The following is a 16162-nucleotide window of genomic DNA, read 5'->3' as shown; positions in this document are numbered from 1 at the left end:
TCAGTCTAGCAAGTGGCAAAAAAGTCATGCTGAGCACGCCTGACGTAACACTTTTGCAAAGTCTCGGGGAACACGGGAATAACGACAACGGAGGGGGAATAAACGAAGCAGTGACAGACACCGCATTCAACCACGGCGCCTGTCTATGAAGCAGGAAATATTACTGTTCGTCGGTTTTTACGATCTCTTCCTTCACCTTCCACTTGCCGCCCACCAGCTCGCGCGTGGTAGCGACCATCGCCTGTTTCTCTTCGGAATAGGCTTCCGTGGTTTCGGCAATCAGGACAGGCTGATTATTGGCGATCTGATAGGCAGACCATTGATGCCAGCAGCAGCCGCTTTTGGTAAACGTCGTAATGATCTTACTTTTCTCATCGATATCGAACAAGCCGAGGTTGGTGCTGGCTAACTCAGTCAGCGACGCATTCAGGGTGAACTGCTGCTTTTCCACATCAAACAGGAACACATCGTAAGACGGCCCGCCGTAAGCCCCGCTGTTGCCATTACGCACTATGATATCCGCGTGGCGATCGAAGTTAGCGTCATCAATCACCAGACCGCTGTTGTTCTCGCCGTAGACCTCAACCAGATTCGCCGTTACCTCACCTTTTTTGTTCAGCTCGATGAACATATTTTCCATCGTGATACGCTGGAACAGCTCACCGCGCCCTTTCTTAAAGATATCCAGCGTGCCGGGGCCTTCACAGGTTGAGTAAGAAGAGTCGAGATCGCACGTCGCCACGCTGAGCACAAAGTCCCACTGGTCTGATGCCTGAGTAATCAGGGAGATATTTTCACTCCCGGAAAGCGTCTGAATACGAGAAACCATCTCATTCCCCAGACAAACGTCATCCTTACAGCGGTCACGCTCGGCCAGCCACGCGCGCTGCTCCTGACGCGCCTGCGCGTTGTCTGCCTTTTTCACGTAACCCTGATAGGCCTTGTTTAATACCGCATCGAGCTGCTGTAAACGGCTGCTGGCACAAATCATTTTCTCGCTGTCTGTGCTGGCCTTGCTGCAATCCATGGCCCAGACGGACGAGGTAAAAAAGAACAGCAGGGATGAAACGGCCAGAGATAAATAACGCATGAAGTATCGCTCCTTGAATACAGATGAAAATCTAACTTATTAATAAATAGAGATAACGGGCTATTTCTTACTGCCATTTCCCATTTTTTTAAGAAAGCGCTGTTGCTCAACCAAAATCGCTTTTAACGTAATGCATTGATAATCAATGCCGTAACGCGGCGCAACGTCCGCAATAATTTTCGACAGCGCGGGATAATGCCGATGATTCCAGTTGGGGAAAATATGGTGAGTCAGGTGCATATTGAGCTGCCCGAGCCAATAACCAAGCCAGGCAGGACGGGTAGACCAATCCACTGTGGTGGAAAAGACATGCTGATAGCGACCATGCCTGAATAACCCATCTTCCGGTGCCTGATAGAACGTTCCTTTTGCCCAGTGCGACCCCAGAATCAGGACAACAAAAATCAGCGACGACAGCATCTGGCTCAGCAGATAAACCAGCAGCAGCGAACTGACGCTAACGACTGTCGGCGACAACAGCCAGTAAGGAATCGCCAGCGCCAGCAGGGCATGCAGCGCTTTTGAAAGCAGGAAAACACCCCAGCCCTTCATGCCCTGAAGCGTCATATTGCGCGTCACCTGCGTTTTCCCCGCGCGATCGATCCAGTCAAAAAACCAGATGATGCAGGGGAAGGTCAGCGACGCCACCATCGGCCAGTAGTAGCGCTGGGCCCGCATAAAAAAGCGAAACCGGTGGTAGGGCGATTGCCGCAAGACGCCGTTCTCTTCGATATCCAGATCGTAGTGCTGCACATTCACGTGTGCATGATGGAAAATCACATGCCTCACTCGCCAGCAGTCGGAATCCATGCCGAGCGGAATACTCACCACGATATTGAGCAGGCGATTCGCCCACGGCCGCCGGAAAAAGACGTTATGCGAGGCATCATGTATCACATTCACCGCCAGAAACATGGCGGTAAAAATAAAGCCAAAATAGCAGCCCGTAAAACCCCATAGCGTCGTCTGCCGGAGGCTGAAACCATAAAACGTCAGACACAGCGCCACCAGAAACACCGTCTTGCCGATAAATCCGGCGTTGGCAAAACGGTGGTCGCCCGTTTCCGCCAGATAGTTATTCGCGGCCTTCATCAACGCCCGATGCAACGCCAGATCGCGACCTTGCTCATAGCGTAGCGGCTTCAGCGGTGCGGGCATCACTCTTCCTCTGGTGTAGGTGGTGCGGCATGTTTCACCGTATGTTGATCGCTCCCCTCGCCCATCGATTTTAGAAACCGACGCTGACTCGCCAGTAGCTCACGATAGGTAATGCAGCGATAGTTCATGCCATGCTCGGCGGCAACGCGCCGTAAAATAGCGGCGAGCGCGGGATAATGGCGATGGTGCCACCCCGGAAAAAGATGGTGCGTCAGGTGCAGGTTTAACCCTCCCGTCCAGTGCTCAAGCCAGCGCGGCGTCGGCAGCCAGTCACAGGCGGTCGCAAAGTTGTGCTGATACCAGCCCTGAGGCATGGCCTCCGCATCGGTCACAGCATAGAACTCAGCCTCAGCCCAGTGCGTACCCAGTAGTAAAAATACCACCAGCAGCGAGGCTAACATCTGACCCAGCAAATAACTTAACAATACGGTGCCAGGGCTAATGCCATTCGCTCCCCCAACGATGATAGGAATCGCCAGCAACAGCAGGATATGGCCGACTTTACTGCCGATAAAAATCATCCACCCGCGATAGCCTGATTGCACCACGCGAGCGTTAACCGGGGTTTTACCCAGACGATCGGCCCAGTCAAAAATCCAGGCGATATAAGGGAGCGACAACGACGCGACTAGCGGCCAGTAGAGGTGCTGATAGCGCATGTAGGCGCGGTGACGCTGAAAAGGCGTTTGGCGAAAAACCCCATTCTCTTCCGTATCCAGATCGTAATGTTCCACATTCGGATAAATATGGTGGAAGTCCACATGGCGCAAACGCCAGTAGTCAGGATCGATGCCTAACGGCAACGTCACTATTCGTCCTACTACGCGGTTAAGCGTTCGATTGCGGAAAAACGTATTATGGGAAGCGTCATGATTCACGATGATATTCAATAGCATCGACAGCATGATGAAAGAAAAATAGCTCAGGAAAAACGCCCACGCCACCTGCTGCACTAAACAAAGGGCATAACAGGCGATGCAGCATAAAAAGAGTAATCCGGCCTTAATAAACTGCCCGCTATCGGCAAAGCGATGATCGTGGTTAGCACGAAGGTAGGCCGACGTTTCTCGCTGTAATGCCCGATGAAAAGCCTGTTCCCCCTGAGCCGGATATGGCCTGGCGGGAAGCACATTAGCCATTTTCATGCTCTCCAGTCAGAGGATGTCGGCCCCAGCCAGCCGCCATCGCCAGCCCGTGCAGCGCCAACATCAGCATCGCAATCTTCCAGTAGAGCGCTTCCCAGCCCAGATAGACAAGAAACACAGCGGGGAATAGCACCACCACCACGAGCCAAACGTAAATGCCCCAGCGCCGTCCTTCGGAAATCCCACCCAGCGCCACCGCACCCGCCACCAGCAGCAGGAAGAGCGCCGCCTGCGACAGATCGGCGGAATCATAGCCGTAGCCATACAGGTAGACATAGCCCACCACCAGCGCAAACAGCAGCATCGCTCCGGCAATCAACGCCACTGGCGTACAGCGAAACGTTGCCTGACGTGTACGGCGCACCGACAGCTTCAGGTACTGCATAAAAGGCAGGTTACTGGCCCAAAACGGGTTTTTCGATGGCGTGTCTTTTCCAGCACCGTAGCGGAAAGGCGTGTCAGGCAGCTGCGGGCAAAAGCTGCCGAACAGTTTGTCCCAAAAAATGAAGGTACCGCCGAAGTTCTTATCGGCATAAGCGCGATCATTCACGTGGTGTACCCGATGGTGTGCCGGCGTCACCAGCACTTTTTCCAGCCAGCCCAATTTGGGCGTCATCGCATTATGGTTAAAGAGCTGAACGCTGTAATGCAGGATGGATACGGTGACGAACACGTACAGCGGTACGCCGAGCAGCGCCAGAATCAGGAAGAACGGAATCGAGGTCAGCGAGGAATACCAGGAGTTACGCACGCCCAGCGACAGATTAAAATGCTCCCCCTGATGATGCACCACATGCACCGCCCAGAGCACACCAAAGGTATGGTGCAGGCGATGTAGCCAATAAAAACCGAAATCCCAGGCAAGTATCGCGAACAGCCACATCAGCACCGGCGGCCAGGTTTCCACCCAGCCAAAACTGAAATGCGCTGCGACATAGCCATAGCAAAAAATTTCCACGCTGCGAAAAAGCCACAGCATGATATGCCCTGAATTCAGGTTGAAAACCACGTCATGCCAGTTCACCTTCTCACGCTGCATCCACTGTAGAACCAGCGCTTCGCCAATCACCACAACCAGCATGAAAACAATGGGTAGTGCTAAATCGATCATGATGTCATTCCTGATGGCGCTTATCGTTAGGCAGCGGAGCCGCTGGGGAAATGGCCTTCACCGCCTCCCGGTTACGCAGAAAGACCCATCCCGCGATTCCCGCCAGCATCGCGCCGGTTACCAGATCGATGAACAGGTGGCGGCGCAGTTGCAGGATGGAAAAGGCAATCGCCGCTCCCCACAGAAGATACAAGCCGGTTTTCACCTTCTGCTGGCCGTCGCTCATCGCCCACACCGCCAGCACCGTTAGCGCAATATGCAGCGACGGCAGGCAATTCTGTGGCGAGTCGATACGCAGCAAAAGCTGTAGCACACGAGTGGAAAAATCATCCCCGACGACCAACGGATACACCATCGTGGTCGGGAACATCAGGTACACCACGCCCGCAACCAAGGCGGTGAGCTGCGTGGCCCGGCGTAGCCCTGCCAGACGCGCAATCGGGCAGGATAAATAAGACAGCGGCACGATGATGAAAAAAGAGAGATACAGCCAGATAGCCGAAGGGCTAAAGGGAATCCACTCATCAACGAATGACGTCGGCAGCACCGTACCCGGCCGCTGAAACTGTGCGCTCAGTTGATACACCACCCCGACCGTTCCCCAACCGAAGAGCAGCGCTTTCAGCCGCAGCAGCGTCGCGGTTTGAGAGAATCGCCTCATGCTCCCTCCTTCAGGCGGGTAATCCGTCTGCGCTTTTGCGTAAATTCCGGCGCAATCTCACCGGCGGTTAGCAGCCACTGGAGACGAGACGCATCAATGCCCTGTAACGCAAACTGCTGCGACAGACTGTCCCGGCAGGCTTCCAGCTCAGGCAGGCTGCACACGGCAGATAAATGCAGCGCCGTTTCTCCCTGCTGAACCAGCCGATAGTCGGCATGCAGCGGCAGCGCATTGGCGATAATCCGGCTACAGAGATCGGCAAACACCGTCTGAAGTTCACCGTGACTGTCCGGCAATCTCAGGCTGTCATCACTGCGCCCTTCAATGCGGGCAATAGCCATCGTCACTCGGCCACACGCACAGGGCGTTTTTTGCTTCACCAGCACATCGTCCAGCCGATAGCGCACAATCGGCTGCGTGCTGCGGGTGAAATCGGTAATGATAGGCGTAAAGCGTTCGTCATCCAGCCACTGTGGCTCAATGTGAACAAACTCCTCGTTGAGATGCAGCGTACCCTGTTCACAGGTCGATGCCAGAAAGCCTTCCGTCGCCTGATACACTTCCCCGACCTGTCCGAAAACCTGCTGCAACAGCTGCTTATCCTGCGGTTCCAGCACCTCGGCCACGGAAATCACCTTTTTGACCGACAGGTGCAGTTCACCGCGCGCTACCGCCAACGCCAGCTCGCGCAGCACCTGCGCAGGTGCGACGATAATCGACGGCGACCACGCTTCCAGCCGCGCAAGATGTTCGGAAAATGGCGCAAACAGATCGTAAAACGACAGGCTGAGCCAGCGGTTATCCACGCTGTGATACAGGTTGTTGTCCGCCCGCAGGAACAACGCCACCCGCTCACCGGCGCGTAAGCCGTCCGGCAGCATTTTCGCCAGCATGCCGCCCGCCCACACCTGCTGTTCACGCGGGCTGACGACAAACAGGCCGCGTTGCCCGGAGGTGCCGGACGACAGCCCGACGCTGAACCCGTTTACATTCGGCGTGAAGTCACGATCCTCCTCACTGCGGCGCGCGCAGGCGAGCAGTTCATCTCGCTTCAGCCCGGCGGTGTTCATCCGATCGAATTCGGCCATCATCACGGCTTTATCCATCGTCGGCCACGAGCTAATCGGCAATTGGCAATACGGGTGAAAATAGGGGCTACGCGCCAGCACCCGCCGTGCAAAGCGAGAAAGCTGGCGCTGCTGATGGCGTTCAAGCGCCTGACGGGTGGCAAAGGTGAGGCGTCTGGCACGGAAATAGTGCCAGATCGTCATCAGCGGAATCATAGGTCGCCCTCATGACACAGCCGAATCTCGACCTGCCCATTCAGATGCAATTGGTGCAGTTGATCCAACGTGCGGTAATAGGCTTTTGGATCGTCCATCACCAGATTCGCCAACCGCGACGGCCCGCGTCCTTCGCGATAGCTGTGCGGCGACCAGGCGGCATCGCTTGCCAGCAGCACCCAGCCGTTTTCAGTCAGCACAAACGCGCCGAGGTGTCCGACGGCATGACCGGGCAGCGGCACCAGCACGATCTCTTTATCGCTACCTGGCAACGCATAACCTTGCGTAAACGGTGCCAGCTCGGCTGGCAGATCGTTAAGCGGAAAGTTTTCAACAAACTGGAGCGCCTGCTCGAAATGTTCAGGAATCAGCGCAGGCACAAACGCCCGTTTCAGGGCCGCGAAACCGCGCAGATTCCGTGTCTGCTGCCATCCCAGCGCCGAACAGATAAACGGCACGTCAGGGAAATCCCGCAGCCCCGCGATATGGTCGCCGTGAAAATGGGAGATAATCAGGCCGTCGATGTCCGCAGGCTGAATACCCTGCCCGTGTAGCTGGTGAATCAGCGCGTCTTTCGTCTCGAAATGCACCGGCGTCATCCTGCGGTATAGCTGGAACAGACCGGAACGCGTGGCATCGGTAAAATGCTGGGCATAGCCGGTATCCCACAGCCAGCGCTTACCCTGACTTTCCAGCATCCAGACGCGTGCCGGAAAACGACACACTTTCCACCCTGCGCCACGCAGCGCCATGCAGCCGGGATGTAGACAGTACCCGACTTCAAACGTTGAAATCTTAGCCATGTCGGTCAGTGCCCCGTTGTGCAAGGTGTGTTTTGAACCAGTCACCGGTTAACTCGATGCCCTGCTGGAGTGAAAAACGCGGCTGATAGCCCAGCTCCTGCTGCGCTTTTTCCGCACTGAGCGTCATATCGAAATTCACCGCTCCCGCGCTGTAGCGCGTCAGCAGCGGCTCTTTCCGGCTAAACCACGAGAACAGCTCCATACCACCGGCCACCGCGTGCAGCAGCGGATACGGCACTGCCCTGACGCGATAGTTCATCGCCAACTGCCCGACCAGCAGTTGCTCAAGCATATCTGCAAGGCGTGCGGGCTCATGATTGGTGATGTTGTACGCCGAGCCAGACACTAACCCCGTTCGCTGGCTGGCAAGCGCCATCGCTTCCACCACGTTGCCGACAAACGTCAGATCCAGCAGCGCCTCGCCGCCGCGCGGGAGCCGCAGCACACCGTCGCCTACCGCGATCTGTTCCAGAACTCGCGGCAGGATCACGCGATCATGTGGGCCAAACAGGCCACGCGGGCGCAGAATCACGTAAGTGGTTTGCGGGTAGCGCGACGTCAGCGCCTGAAGGCGTTCTTCCGCCAGAAATTTGGTCTGCGCATAGTAATTGGCAAAACGCGCCGCGCGGTAACTTTCATCAATATTCAGGTGGTGCTGATAATCGAAGTAAATCGCCGGCGTGGAGATGTGCACAAAACGCGGGATAGCCAGCTGCCCAGCGACGTCGGCCAACCGTGCCGTTACGTCAGTATTATTCTGATAGAAATCATTATATTGGCCCCACGGTGATGATTTCGCAGCACAGTGCCAAACGACATCACTGCCGGTCATCAATAATCGATACTGCTCGACCGAGGTTTCGACCAAATCAATCCCGGCGAACTGCGCGCCCAATGCTTCAAGCTGCAACCCCACCGTGCGATCGCGCCCGCAGGCCAGTACCTGATGCCCGGCCTGAAGCAGCCATTCCACTGCGTTACGCCCCAGTCCACTGGTCGCGCCCGTGACGAAGACCCTCATGGGATCAATACCATGCCGCCCAGCGTCAACCCGGCCGCCGTACCGACCAGCATCGCGGGTTCCCCTTCAGGCAGGCGTTGCGTCACGATGGCATGATGCAGCGCCGTCGGAATCGAGGCCGCCACCTGATTACCGTGGTAGCGATAAATATCAATCAGCCTTTCCGTCGGGATCGCCAGCCGCTTACGCATGTGTTCCAGCGACAGGTGGCTGGCCTGATGCGGAACCACCGCCGCGATCTGATCCAGTGAATAACCGCTGGCCTCCAGCAACCGTTGCAGATAGCCCTCGATCAGGGCAGAAGCCTGCCTGAATAGCCGTTTTCCCTGCATGTGGAACAGAAAGTCATGCAGTTCCATCCCCGCACGCGGGTTACGCAAGGTGCCGCCTGCGCGGATCTGGCACAGCTCGCTGCCCTTCGGATACGTTTCCAGCAGACACGCCGCAATACCGCTGCGACCATCACCACGTTCGACAATCGCGCACGCAGCACCATCGCCAAAAATCAGCGACGACTCTTCGTCATCCCAGTCAATACCGCGCGACGCGAGTTCGGTAGAGACAATGGCAATGCGTCGATAGGCACCGGTATTTAACAGCCCTGCCGCCACCTGAAGCGCAGAAATAAAGCTGACGCAGCTGCTGTTAATATCAAAGCAGGCTGTCCCTTTCGGCAAAGACGACGCTTTTAATACATGGCTGGCGCTATAAGGCAGCGCCTGAATGGGAATCGCAGAAGCAAACAGCAGCAGGTCAATGGAAGCCGGAGAAATAACGCCTCGCGCCAGCGCATCATTTAACGCCGTCACACCGAGTTCTGCCTGGCTGGCATGATTATCCGCATGGTGGCGATAGATAATACCGGAACGGCTTTCGACATAACCGGCGGGTTTATTGAGCCGCACATCTAATTCAGCCGAGGTCACCCGCTGCGTGGGAAGCGCGCTGCCGGTAGAAATAATCTTGAGTGGAATCAATCCCTGAGTAAATGCATGACTTTGCGTCTTCAATATCAATCCTTTCCAGATTTATTATCGTTTTACCTGCGTACGATAAGGCTATCGTGCGTAGTATTTATTCATTCTGACGCTAAGAATAACGAAATCACCACGAATTGAAATATTAAGCTGTGCGATCGCACTATTCCATCCCGATACTTTTTCGCTATTCTCTGTTCATTCACGATGCTTAATTAAGCCAGAAGTCATACTTATGTCATTGTTTATCAAATCTGTTATCGGCGCGCTGATCGTATTGCTCATCAGCGTACTGGCGAAAAGCCGAAACTATTATATTGCCGGGCTGGTGCCGCTATTCCCCACATTCGCGCTGATCGCACATTATATCGTTGGCACCGAGCGCGGGCTGGAAGCGCTACGCGCCACCATCCTGTTTGGCATCTGGTCCGTGATTCCTTATCTGGTTTATCTCATCTCACTTTATTACTTTACCGCGTGGATGAAATTGCCACAGGCGCTGCTCGCGGCGGTCGTGTGCTGGAGTGTATCGGCGGCAGTGCTGATCAAGATCTGGACGTGGTATCAGGGGAATTAAGTGTAAAAACAGCGAGCAGGCAAAGAAGGGCCGGCATCAGGCGATAAGCAAAAATAGCCTGATGGCCGGAAATCTATATAAAACGGCTTCCTATGTTGGCTGAGCGGTTCCTGAACTGAGCAGCTCAAGACTCCAAGTCTGTATCTTGCCTATCGGCTGACTGTCGTAGTGTCACAATGCAGACTACGGCAGTCAGGATCGAGAGCACGGCCAGCACGCCAAAGATGCTGTGGAAAGCTGATGTGTAGGCGCGATGAGCAAGTTCAATGACAGCCTCGTCCATCGCGCCGCCGCTACCGATAGAAGTACCGTGCCCACCGCTGGCTCCGATCTGGCTGGCAATCGCCGTAGCACCTTCCGGTAGCGAAATCACCCCTGCCTCTGCTGCCGTACGTAAATTCGCCGCCGTTAAGCCAACCAATACGGCACCGATGGCCGCAATAGCGATGGCTTCTCCTGCTACGCGCATGGTGGTGAAGATGCCCGCGGCCATCCCTGCGCGCGTCTTGGGAACCACGCTCACCGATAAAGCATCCATCAACCCCCACGGCAGACCATTGCCGATGCCGACCAGCAGCATGGGAATCGCCATTGACCACAGGCTTCCATCAGGCGACAAGCGCATCAACAGCCAAGCACCGAGCGCGGAGAGAAGAAAGCCGATCCCCGACAGTAGGCCGGGCGAGACCCGCTTGGCCATCCGTCCGGCCAGCAACGGCACCACCAGCATCGGCGCGGTTAGCGGTAGGATCGCCAGACCAGCCGTGAACGCATCCCGCCCCTGGATGGCGATGAACCAGATCGGCACATAAACGATCAGGGCGATGAAACTGAAACCCGTTGCCACTGGCAGCAGTTGCACCCCAATGAAGCGCGGATAGCGGAAAAGGGACAGGTCCAACAGGGGACGCGGACGCCGCAGTTCCACGGTGACGAAGGCACCAAGCAGCAGGACAGCACCACCCAGCAGCGACAACACGCGCAGGCTAACCCATCCATCTTGCGGCCCCCGCACGATGCCGAACGTCAACGACACCAGCGCGGCTGTGAACAGTACCGTGCCCAGCCAGTCAATACCTTGCGCCTCCGGGTCACGGGACTCCCTGATCCGCCGTGTACCCAAGAGCAGGATCAAGACCGCAATCAACGCGATGGCGAAGTAGAGCGAACGCCAGCCCAAATGCTCGATCAGGAATCCCGAGACCATTGGCCCGAACGCAAGACCGACACCAAATGCGGTACCAAGAAAGCTGAAAGCCTGAGTACGTTCTGCGCTCTCGAACTCCTGTGCCAGCAACGAGGTGGCCGAAGTCAGCACCAGGGCACCGCCGACACCTTCGGCGGCGCGCAGCAGGTTGAGCAACAGCAAGTTCGGGGTCAGGCCGATCAGTAGCGACGTGATGACGAAGATCCAGAGTCCCACGACGAAGCATCGCTTGCGGCCTATCTGGTCGCCGATGGCACCCGCCGCCATGACGCAACCGCCGAATGCGATAGCGTAGGCGTTGACGATCCAGCTCAAGGTGGACTGGTCTCCGCCCAGGTCGCGCCCGACCGCTGGCGTAGAAATCGCCGGGCCAGTGAATACCAAAGGGATGATGATCGCGGAGACGCAGATCGCCGCAAGTACCTTGTATCGGTCGTCAACCGCGACCGCCGAACGTGTCTTCTCCATAACAACTCCGATGCGCCCTCCGTCCGCGCCGGATGCGCATAAAGCCAAGGGCTTGACGATTGTTCTATAGGTTAATTAATTCACCATAAATTGATAATATGGCTTTACCGAAAATGAATGATGCAAATAATGCAGAGATGAACGGCACCGAATTCGAACAGATCACGGCTTTCCTGGCCGCCGTCGAGCATGGCGGATTCACCGCCGCGGGTCAGGCGTTAGGACGCGATGGCTCCATTCTCTCGCGGCGCGTCACGGCACTGGAAAAGCGCCTGGGAGTACGGCTCATGGAGCGCACCACGCGACGACTGGCATTGACGGAAGCGGGTGAAGCCTTCCACCAGCGCATGCATGGTGCCCTGCATGTTTTGCAGGAGATCGAGCAGGACACCACAGCTGCAGCGGCCAGCGTGCGCGGCACGCTGCGCATCGCCTTGCCTGCGACCTTCGGCCGAATGTGGATCGCACCGATTCTTCCGGCGTTCCTAGCTGCCTATCCTGATCTGGTCGTGGAAACCGCTTTTGAGGATCGCTATGTCGATTTGGTGGCAGAGTCTTTCGATGTGGCCATCCGCATCGGAACATTGACCGACAGCAGGCTGGTAGCACGTCGGCTCGCGCCATCGCGGCGTATGCTCTGCGCATCGCCCACGTATTTGCAAGCACGCGGTATGCCTTCCCGGCCTGCCGATCTTGGCCAGCACGCTTGCCTGGGATTCTCTCGTCTGGCCTCGCATCCCCTTTGGCACCTGCGCGATGGTGACAAAACGGCAGCGATTCGGATCACAGGCCCGCTGGTCACGGACGATGCGCAAAGCCTCGTACAAGCCGCCGTTTCCGGTGTCGGCATTGCGATGGTGTCCGACTGGCTGGCTGGCCCGGAACTGTGCAGCGGTCGGCTGGTGCCAGTGCTGCCCGACCATCCCGTGGAGAACCGCGAGACGATCTATCTGGTGCATCCATCCGCACGATTAGTTCCTGCTAAGACACGGGCGTTTGGCGACTGGATTGCATCGGAGCTTAACGCAACGCCATGGCTGAACCACAAATCAGCTGACTGACGGTTATCTGGACCTCCCAGGCACCTCACCCGCACGCAGCAAGGTGGTCAGGTACTCGGCAATGTGGGCCAGATTTATCCAGATCCAGCCATTCGATCTGCTATTGGGCTGGAGTTATGCTAAAACAAAAAATTTCCGATATGCACTATCACTCGCGCAATAATGCGAGGATATCTCCCTTAGGGACTTTCACTTCTTCCAGCCGTTCTATTTCACTCGCAATATTAACAACGGTGAGATGTGCATATGCTCCAGCTATGAAGTTCACCTTTAGCGTAGCAATAACAGACTTATTAATAAGTGACTTACGAAAACATGAAGGAAATAAGCGTTGTGCCGTTGAACACAGTCGGCCTGAAAAATGATTCATGCAGGCTTAATAGAAAATCGTGGTAATTATTTGATAGATAATATTATTTCAATACGCAGATAGCGTAATCATATTACCAGTAGAACTAAGTACTTCTATTCTGTTTGGCAAAATCTGTGAACAATGCCAGAGATAAAGAGGATACCTATAGCATCAACGCTACAGCATCAAACATACTGGTTGACCTGGCAAGAAAGGACACCTCAATCATCTTACGAAAGCGCATATAACGATGGCATCCCTTTTCTCGCCGATAGCGCCGTCAGCAGGATAAGATCATGATAAAAACGACGTACCCCGGCACGGTTCATCGCCCCATACTTTCCGAACAGGAAGCAAGTCGCTTCACGCTAGCGCACTATTTTACGCCGCGTGGACATGAGGGTCATACCGACGCTGACGTCTGGCTTCCCACGCCCATTACGGTCGAACTGGCTACGCCGTGGGTTGTCGGGCCACAGATCGGTATAGATGGCGCAACGCACACTCAGGTTCAACAGGCGATCAACGCCGCGTTGCGGGCACCGCAGGGTCAGTCGCACATTACGATTAAACTGCTGCCGGGCACCTATATCGGCACGGTCTATATCCCTGCCGATGCCCCACCGCTCACGCTATGTGGGGCGGGAGAGCAACCGAGTGACGTGGTGATTCAGCTTACGCTGGATTCGATGTTTTCACCGGCAATCTACCGGGAGACGGTGAATTCCCACGGTGAATATCAGCCCGGCGATCCTGCCTGGTATCTGTACGATCTCTGTGCATCAAAACAAAACGCGACGATTGATACCATTTGTTCCGCCGTGGTCTGGTCACAGAGCGACAATTTCCAGATGAAGAACCTGACGGTATTAAATACCTTGCTGGATTCGGTAGATGGCCGAGCACATCAGGCCGTCGCACTGCGCACCGACGGCGACAAGGTACAGCTCGAAAAGGTCCGCCTCATTGGTCGTCAGGATACGTTTTTCGTCAATACCAGCAACCTCCGCAACGAGTACGTCACGGCTCGCTACAGCCGGGCCTACATTAAAGACTGCTATATTGAGGGCGATGTCGATTACGTTTTTGGGCGTGCAACCGCGGTATTCGAGCATGTCCACTTTCATACGGTTTCCAGCCGCGGGGCGAAAGATATTCACGTCTTCGCACCTGACAGCATGCCGTGGGTGCCATACGGCTTTCTGGCAGTGGCGTGTCGTTTCACAGGAGATGGAGGCTTCCGCGGAGGAAAAAAGGCCAAACTGGGGCGCGCCTGGGATCAAGGTGCAAGGCAAACGGGATACCTGTCGGGCCAGACGGCAAACGGTCAGTTAGTGATTCGCGACAGCACAATTGACGCCAGCTATGACAGAGAACAGCCGTGGGGAGCGGCCGCAACCACTGCCCGGCCTTTTGCAGGTAATACGGATTCAGCCCGCAATCTGGATGACGTGCATTTCAATCGGCTGTGGGAATACAACAATATCAACATCGACGAGGCGTGAGGTACCGCGAAAAAGAACACAGCATAAAAGTGAGTGTTATTCGCGAGGGTATCGCCCTGATGGAATTAATGAATCAGAACACCTGGTGGGCCTGTGAAACAATACAGGCCATAGAAAAGAAACGAATTTTATTATATTACTGAAAAATATCGTTTTAATTAGCATTCCCTGATGTTAGCCAATCATCACGCTTATCCTGAGCGGTGTTTATTTCTTTTGTTTTACGCCCTCAAACGATCTTCGAATTGTATGTTTTTTCACTCACGCATAACAATTAGACTTAGGTACAGGTGTAGGTATATACTTTTCCATTACAAGGATGTTGATTCTTCAGACTGAGGTCATGAGATGTCGCCATTATTCACCGATAGTGAAATAATAAGCAGGGTAATTAAAAAGCATTTCAATAAAAACCTGGATCACTACGACGGCATAAAATTCTCATTTATGGTGCTCAATAAGAAGAACCCTTCTCAAATGATCATCATTTCCAGTTATCCCGATGAATGGGTTAACCTCTATAAAGAAAACAAATATCAGCATATTGATCCTGTTGTTCTTGCCTCATTTAATAAGATATCGCCTTTCTCCTGGGAGAAAAGCCTCGTTATTAACACCCGACTACAGCTGGCCAAGATATTCGATCTCTCTAAAAAATATAATATTATTAACGGATATACTTTTGTGCTTCACGATCATGGTGACAATCTGGCGATGTTATCGATTATCGTGGACAGTTCATATCCGGATGATGTTGAAACATTCATTGAAGAGAAAAAAGACACCTTTCAGATGCTGTTAATTGATGCATATGAAAAAATCATCTCTCTTTGCAGAGAGATGATGGAAAGTAAGAAACAATTAAATAATAAAGAAATATTCTCTCAACGAGAAAATGAAATTCTTTACTGGGCCAGCATGGGTAAAACCTATCTGGAAGTCGCTATTATTCTCGGAATCAAAACCAGCACGGTAAAATTTCATATCGGCAACGTTGTGAAAAAACTTGGCGTCCTGAATGCCAAGCATGCCATAAGACTTGGCGTTGAACTACAACTCATTAAGCCTGTACAATAGCGGCAGGTACTCGTAGAGGCCACTGCTTCAGTTCGTTGTTCATGAATGTCCCACTGCGGTTAATACGACGAGCCAACGCTTCCTGATTCTCATCATCAACAGGAAGGAAAACTAAATACACTCTTTCCTGCTTTTCTGATAAACCTTGCTCAACCACGCTGATTCCCCAGCCAGAACGTTTTAATATCGTCAGCATAGGGTGACTCACTATGGTATATATTCCATCATAGCCTTTATCCCTTGAGTAATTAATCATCGAAAGAAACAGCATCGAACTAATGGGGTATTCATTGCCGAGGATATCTTTCGCTCGCGATTTATCCACAAAGAACCGACTAGACTCCAGATAGTTCCCTTCAGGAATATTAATCTCCTTGAAATAAGGGAAAAACGTCCCGGTAATCATGTTAGGGTATTTTGTTTCGATAAATCTCAGACTACAAATAACCGTGTTATCTTTTATGCCAAAAAGATAAGTCGTATTATTATTATCATACTGATCAAACTCCATTCCATCAGTACATTGCACAGCCCAATTCAGCCGATCTTTAAACGTCTCTTTTCTGAGGGTAAACATCTCTTCTGATTTCGTTTCTGACAACAAGGCGTGATTTACATCAAATATCTCTAACATTTTTCCTCCATTGAAAAGTTAATACATAACCC

At 53.8% G+C, this 16162-nt stretch carries 15 protein-coding genes; 4 read left to right on the top strand and 11 right to left on the bottom strand.

All coding sequences use genetic code 11. The features are described 5' to 3' along the window. Window positions 1-160 precede the first annotated feature (160 nt). Genes R9X49_RS20240 through R9X49_RS20200 form a run of 9 tightly spaced genes read right to left on the bottom strand, consistent with a single transcriptional unit; the run spans window position 161 to window position 9282 of the window. Window positions 161-1090, bottom strand: a complete 930-nt coding sequence (locus R9X49_RS20240) for a lysozyme inhibitor LprI family protein (protein ID WP_319850084.1) — start codon at window positions 1088-1090, stop codon at window positions 161-163. 60 nt (window positions 1091-1150) lie between these two features. Further along, window positions 1151-2248 carry an acyl-CoA desaturase gene (locus R9X49_RS20235; protein ID WP_319850082.1) on the bottom strand — a complete coding sequence of 366 codons (1098 nt, stop codon included), beginning with the start codon at window positions 2246-2248 and terminating at the stop codon, window positions 1151-1153. Then, on the bottom strand, window positions 2248-3387 hold the full coding sequence (locus R9X49_RS20230) for an acyl-CoA desaturase (RefSeq protein ID WP_319850081.1): 1140 nt from the start codon (window positions 3385-3387) through the stop codon (window positions 2248-2250). Before R9X49_RS20230 ends, R9X49_RS20235 begins: the two co-directional genes overlap by 1 nt. Next, window positions 3380-4504, bottom strand: coding sequence for a sterol desaturase family protein (locus R9X49_RS20225; RefSeq protein WP_319850080.1), 1125 nt, complete (start codon window positions 4502-4504; stop codon window positions 3380-3382). The genes R9X49_RS20230 and R9X49_RS20225 overlap by 8 nt, the downstream gene beginning before the upstream one ends. 4 nt (window positions 4505-4508) lie before the next feature. After that, a complete protein-coding gene (locus tag R9X49_RS20220) occupies window positions 4509-5165 on the bottom strand; it encodes a phosphatase PAP2 family protein (protein ID WP_319850079.1) in 657 nt (218 codons plus the stop codon). Further along, on the bottom strand, window positions 5162-6448 hold the full coding sequence (locus R9X49_RS20215) for a F390 synthetase-related protein (RefSeq protein WP_319850078.1): 1287 nt from the start codon (window positions 6446-6448) through the stop codon (window positions 5162-5164). The genes R9X49_RS20220 and R9X49_RS20215 overlap by 4 nt, the downstream gene beginning before the upstream one ends. Continuing rightward, the gene (locus R9X49_RS20210) at window positions 6445-7251 is read right to left on the bottom strand and encodes an MBL fold metallo-hydrolase (protein WP_319850077.1); all 807 of its coding nucleotides are present in this window, start codon (window positions 7249-7251) and stop codon (window positions 6445-6447) included. The genes R9X49_RS20215 and R9X49_RS20210 overlap by 4 nt, the downstream gene beginning before the upstream one ends. Further along, window positions 7244-8272 carry an NAD(P)-dependent oxidoreductase gene (locus R9X49_RS20205; protein WP_319850076.1) on the bottom strand — a complete coding sequence of 343 codons (1029 nt, stop codon included), beginning with the start codon at window positions 8270-8272 and terminating at the stop codon, window positions 7244-7246. Before R9X49_RS20205 ends, R9X49_RS20210 begins: the two co-directional genes overlap by 8 nt. Further along, entirely contained in the window at window positions 8269-9282 is a 1014-nt protein-coding gene (locus tag R9X49_RS20200; RefSeq protein ID WP_319850075.1) for a 3-oxoacyl-[acyl-carrier-protein] synthase III C-terminal domain-containing protein, read from the bottom strand. The genes R9X49_RS20205 and R9X49_RS20200 overlap by 4 nt, the downstream gene beginning before the upstream one ends. Before the next feature lie 202 nt (window positions 9283-9484). Here R9X49_RS20200 and R9X49_RS20195 point away from each other — a divergent pair, with 202 nt between their 5' ends. Continuing rightward, window positions 9485-9826: a GlpM family protein gene (locus R9X49_RS20195; protein ID WP_180742086.1), complete on the top strand. Its 342-nt coding sequence runs from the start codon at window positions 9485-9487 to the stop codon at window positions 9824-9826. A 124-nt stretch (window positions 9827-9950) separates the two neighbouring features. Here R9X49_RS20195 and R9X49_RS20190 read toward each other — a convergent pair whose 3' ends face one another. Continuing rightward, window positions 9951-11501 (bottom strand): MFS transporter, encoded by a 1551-nt coding sequence (locus tag R9X49_RS20190; RefSeq protein WP_319850074.1) that lies wholly within the window; start codon window positions 11499-11501, stop codon window positions 9951-9953. Window positions 11502-11614: 113 nt separating this feature from the next. On the opposite strand from R9X49_RS20190, the gene R9X49_RS20185 reads away from it, so the two are divergent. From R9X49_RS20185 to R9X49_RS20175, 3 genes are all read left to right on the top strand, one after another. Continuing rightward, the gene (locus R9X49_RS20185) at window positions 11615-12562 is read left to right on the top strand and encodes a LysR family transcriptional regulator (protein WP_319850073.1); all 948 of its coding nucleotides are present in this window, start codon (window positions 11615-11617) and stop codon (window positions 12560-12562) included. Window positions 12563-13210: 648 nt separating this feature from the next. After that, complete coding sequence (gene pemB / locus R9X49_RS20180) at window positions 13211-14419, top strand: pectinesterase PemB (protein WP_319850072.1); 1209 nt, start codon at window positions 13211-13213, stop codon at window positions 14417-14419. Window positions 14420-14767: 348 nt separating this feature from the next. Continuing rightward, window positions 14768-15496: a LuxR family transcriptional regulator gene (locus tag R9X49_RS20175; RefSeq protein WP_319850071.1), complete on the top strand. Its 729-nt coding sequence runs from the start codon at window positions 14768-14770 to the stop codon at window positions 15494-15496. On the opposite strand, the gene carI is transcribed toward R9X49_RS20175, so the two are convergent. After that, on the bottom strand, window positions 15480-16130 hold the full coding sequence (gene carI / locus R9X49_RS20170; protein ID WP_319850070.1) for an acyl-homoserine-lactone synthase CarI: 651 nt from the start codon (window positions 16128-16130) through the stop codon (window positions 15480-15482). The genes R9X49_RS20175 and carI overlap by 17 nt on opposite strands. Window positions 16131-16162: the final 32 nt, after the last annotated feature.

The sequence above is a fragment of the Pectobacterium carotovorum genome (assembly GCF_033898505.1).
Taxonomy (GTDB): Bacteria; Pseudomonadota; Gammaproteobacteria; order Enterobacterales; family Enterobacteriaceae; genus Pectobacterium; species Pectobacterium carotovorum_J.
Note: the sequence above shows the minus strand (reverse complement) of the source record. Positions and strands in the feature narration are given on the sequence as shown.

What these genes read in the sequence shown, in the direction of transcription:
- R9X49_RS20240 (WP_319850084.1), bottom strand. Translation starts at nt 1,090, where the DNA reads ATGCGTTATTTATCTCTGGCCGTTTCATCCCTGCTGTTCTTTTTTACC.
- R9X49_RS20235 (WP_319850082.1), bottom strand. Translation starts at nt 2,248, where the DNA reads ATGCCCGCACCGCTGAAGCCGCTACGCTATGAGCAAGGTCGCGATCTG.
- R9X49_RS20230 (WP_319850081.1), bottom strand. Translation starts at nt 3,387, where the DNA reads ATGGCTAATGTGCTTCCCGCCAGGCCATATCCGGCTCAGGGGGAACAG.
- R9X49_RS20225 (WP_319850080.1), bottom strand. Translation starts at nt 4,504, where the DNA reads ATGATCGATTTAGCACTACCCATTGTTTTCATGCTGGTTGTGGTGATT.
- R9X49_RS20220 (WP_319850079.1), bottom strand. Translation starts at nt 5,165, where the DNA reads ATGAGGCGATTCTCTCAAACCGCGACGCTGCTGCGGCTGAAAGCGCTG.
- R9X49_RS20215 (WP_319850078.1), bottom strand. Translation starts at nt 6,448, where the DNA reads ATGATTCCGCTGATGACGATCTGGCACTATTTCCGTGCCAGACGCCTC.
- R9X49_RS20210 (WP_319850077.1), bottom strand. Translation starts at nt 7,251, where the DNA reads ATGGCTAAGATTTCAACGTTTGAAGTCGGGTACTGTCTACATCCCGGC.
- R9X49_RS20205 (WP_319850076.1), bottom strand. Translation starts at nt 8,272, where the DNA reads ATGAGGGTCTTCGTCACGGGCGCGACCAGTGGACTGGGGCGTAACGCA.
- R9X49_RS20195 (WP_180742086.1), top strand. Translation starts at nt 9,485, where the DNA reads ATGTCATTGTTTATCAAATCTGTTATCGGCGCGCTGATCGTATTGCTC.
- R9X49_RS20190 (WP_319850074.1), bottom strand. Translation starts at nt 11,501, where the DNA reads ATGGAGAAGACACGTTCGGCGGTCGCGGTTGACGACCGATACAAGGTA.
- R9X49_RS20185 (WP_319850073.1), top strand. Translation starts at nt 11,615, where the DNA reads ATGAATGATGCAAATAATGCAGAGATGAACGGCACCGAATTCGAACAG.
- pemB (WP_319850072.1), top strand. Translation starts at nt 13,211, where the DNA reads ATGATAAAAACGACGTACCCCGGCACGGTTCATCGCCCCATACTTTCC.
- R9X49_RS20175 (WP_319850071.1), top strand. Translation starts at nt 14,768, where the DNA reads ATGTCGCCATTATTCACCGATAGTGAAATAATAAGCAGGGTAATTAAA.
- carI (WP_319850070.1), bottom strand. Translation starts at nt 16,130, where the DNA reads ATGTTAGAGATATTTGATGTAAATCACGCCTTGTTGTCAGAAACGAAA.